Annotated in this window: 3 protein-coding genes and 1 pseudogene; all 4 read left to right on the top strand. The window is 54.3% G+C overall.

The genetic code is table 11. The features are described from left to right. Positions 1-955 (top strand): annotated as a pseudogene (gene fusA, locus ACQKPC_RS30190) (elongation factor G); the annotation flags it as partial. A gap of 31 nt (positions 956-986) precedes the next feature. Next, positions 987-2,180: an elongation factor Tu gene (gene tuf / locus ACQKPC_RS30185; protein WP_007896660.1), complete on the top strand. Its 1,194-nt coding sequence runs from the start codon at positions 987-989 to the stop codon at positions 2,178-2,180. Positions 2,181-2,337: 157 nt separating this feature from the next. Then, entirely contained in the window at positions 2,338-2,649 is a 312-nt protein-coding gene (rpsJ, locus tag ACQKPC_RS30180) for a 30S ribosomal protein S10 (protein ID WP_003186070.1), read from the top strand. Between the two features lie 80 nt (positions 2,650-2,729). Further along, on the top strand, positions 2,730-3,010 hold a 281-nt coding region (locus ACQKPC_RS30175; protein ID WP_427628311.1), incomplete at its 3' end, for a large ribosomal subunit protein uL3.

Below are 3,010 nucleotides of genomic sequence, written 5' to 3'. Positions count from 1 at the left end.
GGCGAATGCCATCGGCACCGGGGTCGCGGATGACAAGTCGGTGTACCCCTTCGTCACGGCAATCATCCTGGTTCGCATGGACTTCCCGGAGCCGGTTATTTCGGTTGCCGTAGAGCCTAAGACCAAGGACGACCAGGAAAAAATGGGTATCGCTCTGGGCAAGCTCGCTCAGGAAGATCCATCTTTCCGCGTCAAGACTGATGAAGAGACTGGTCAAACGATCATCTCCGGCATGGGCGAGTTGCACCTGGACATCCTGGTTGACCGGATGCGCCGTGAGTTCAACGTCGAAGCCAACATCGGTAAGCCTCAAGTTTCGTACCGTGAGCGCATCACGAAGAGCTGCGAGATTGAAGGCAAGTTCGTTCGCCAGTCCGGCGGTCGTGGCCAGTTCGGTCACTGCTGGATTCGTTTTGCTCCTGCTGACGAAGGTCAGGAAGGTCTGCAATTCCTGAACGAAGTAGTGGGTGGTGTGGTTCCTAAGGAATACATCCCGGCTATCCAGAAGGGTATCGAAGAGCAGATGAAGAACGGCGTTGTTGCCGGCTATCCGCTGATCGGCCTGAAGGCTACCGTGTTTGATGGTTCCTACCACGACGTCGACTCCAACGAGATGGCGTTTAAAGTGGCTGCTTCCATGGCAACCAAGCAACTGGCCCAGAAGGGCGGTGGTGAGTTGCTTGAGCCGATCATGGCGGTAGAGGTTGTTACGCCTGAAGACTATATGGGTGACGTGATGGGCGACCTTAACCGTCGTCGCGGCATGATCCTGGGTATGGAAGACACGGTCTCCGGCAAAGTGATTCGCGCCGAAGTGCCGTTGGGTGAGATGTTCGGTTATGCGACCGACGTCCGTTCCATGTCCCAAGGTCGCGCAAGCTACTCTATGGAATTCAAAAAATACAATACAGCTCCGTCGCATATCGTCGAAACTGTTACCAAAAAACAAGGCTGATTCAGCCCCTTTAGGCTAGGAGTTAATTGTCGTGGCTAAAGAAAAATTTGACCGTACCCTCCCGCACGTCAACGTTGGCACCATCGGTCACGTCGACCACGGTAAAACCACGCTGACCGCTGCTCTGACTCGCGTCTGCTCCGAAGTTTTCGGTTCGGCCGTTGTTGCTTTCGACAAAATCGACAGCGCTCCGGAAGAAAAGGCTCGTGGTATCACCATCAACACCGCGCACGTTGAATACAACTCGCTGATCCGTCACTACGCTCACGTTGACTGCCCAGGTCACGCTGACTATGTGAAGAACATGATCACCGGTGCTGCTCAGATGGACGGCGCTATCCTGGTTTGCTCGGCCGCTGATGGTCCGATGCCACAAACTCGTGAGCACATCCTGCTGTCCCGTCAGGTTGGCGTTCCGTACATCGTTGTCTTCCTGAACAAGGCTGACATGGTTGACGACGCTGAGCTGCTGGAACTGGTTGAGATGGAAGTGCGCGATCTGCTGAGCACTTACGACTTCCCAGGTGACGACACTCCGATCATCATCGGTTCGGCTCTGATGGCTCTGAACGGCCAAGACGACAACGAAATGGGCACCACTGCCGTTCGTAAACTGGTTGAGACTCTGGACAGCTACATCCCGGATCCAGTCCGTGTTATCGACAAGCCGTTCCTGATGCCAATCGAAGACGTATTCTCGATCTCCGGTCGCGGTACTGTTGTAACTGGTCGTATCGAGCGCGGTATCGTCAAGGTTCAGGATCCACTGGAAATCGTTGGTCTGCGTGACACTACCGTCACCACCTGCACCGGTGTTGAAATGTTCCGTAAGCTGCTCGACGAAGGTCGTGCTGGCGAGAACTGCGGCGTTCTGCTGCGTGGTACCAAGCGTGACGACGTTGAGCGTGGCCAGGTTCTGGTTAAGCCAGGTTCGGTTAAGCCGCACACCAAGTTCGAAGCTGAAGTCTACGTTCTGAGCAAGGAAGAAGGCGGTCGTCACACTCCGTTCTTCAAAGGCTACCGTCCACAGTTCTACTTCCGTACTACTGACGTGACTGGTAACTGCGAGCTGCCGGAAGGCGTTGAAATGGTAATGCCGGGCGACAACATCAAAATGGTTGTCACCCTGATCAAGACCATCGCAATGGAAGACGGTCTGCGTTTCGCTATCCGTGAAGGCGGTCGTACCGTCGGCGCTGGCGTCGTAGCCAAAATCATCGAATAAGCTCTTTTTTGAGTAAGCTTCGATGAGTTGAAAAAGCCCCCGCTTAGCGGGGGCTTTTTTATTGGGTTGACACCTATATGGGGCGTCTATAGAATTGCGCCTCCTTTTAACGGGCGTATTGCGCTCGGTGGGAATAGCAGCCGGAGTCTGAAATCCAATGCAAAATCAGCAAATCCGTATCAGGTTGAAGGCTTTTGACCATCGCCTGATCGACCAATCCACCCAGGAAATCGTGGAAACCGCGAAACGTACTGGTGCTCAAGTGCGTGGTCCAATTCCACTGCCTACCCGTAAAGAGCGGTTCACCGTTCTGGTCTCTCCGCACGTCAACAAAGACGCGCGTGACCAGTACGAGATCCGTACTCATAAGCGCGTTCTGGACATCGTCCAGCCAACGGATAAAACCGTTGATGCACTTATGAAGCTTGATCTTGCGGCCGGTGTGGAAGTGCAGATCAGCCTCGGCTAAGACTCGGTCTTAGTCGTGTAACGCTCTGAAATGGGCGGCCATAGCGGGTGAAAGCCCCGTACACTCATGAGGTTTACAACATGACTATTGGTGTAGTCGGTCGTAAATGCGGTATGACCCGTATTTTCACCGAAGAAGGTGTCTCCATTCCGGTCACGGTCATTGAGATCGAGCCGAATCGCGTCACCCAGTTCAAAACTGAAGAGACCGATGGCTATCGTGCAGTGCAAGTCACTGTAGGCGAGCGTCGTGCTTCGCGTGTTACAGCTGCTCAGGCTGGCCACTTCGCTAAAGCGAACCACCACGTTGGTGCGCGACAGGTCGAGGTGGAAGATCTCGTTGACGTTCACCAGCGGGAACG

The organism is Pseudomonas sp. NPDC089918 (assembly GCF_050280605.1).
Classification (GTDB): domain Bacteria; phylum Pseudomonadota; class Gammaproteobacteria; order Pseudomonadales; family Pseudomonadaceae; genus Aquipseudomonas.
Note: the sequence above shows the minus strand (reverse complement) of the source record. Positions and strands in the feature narration are given on the sequence as shown.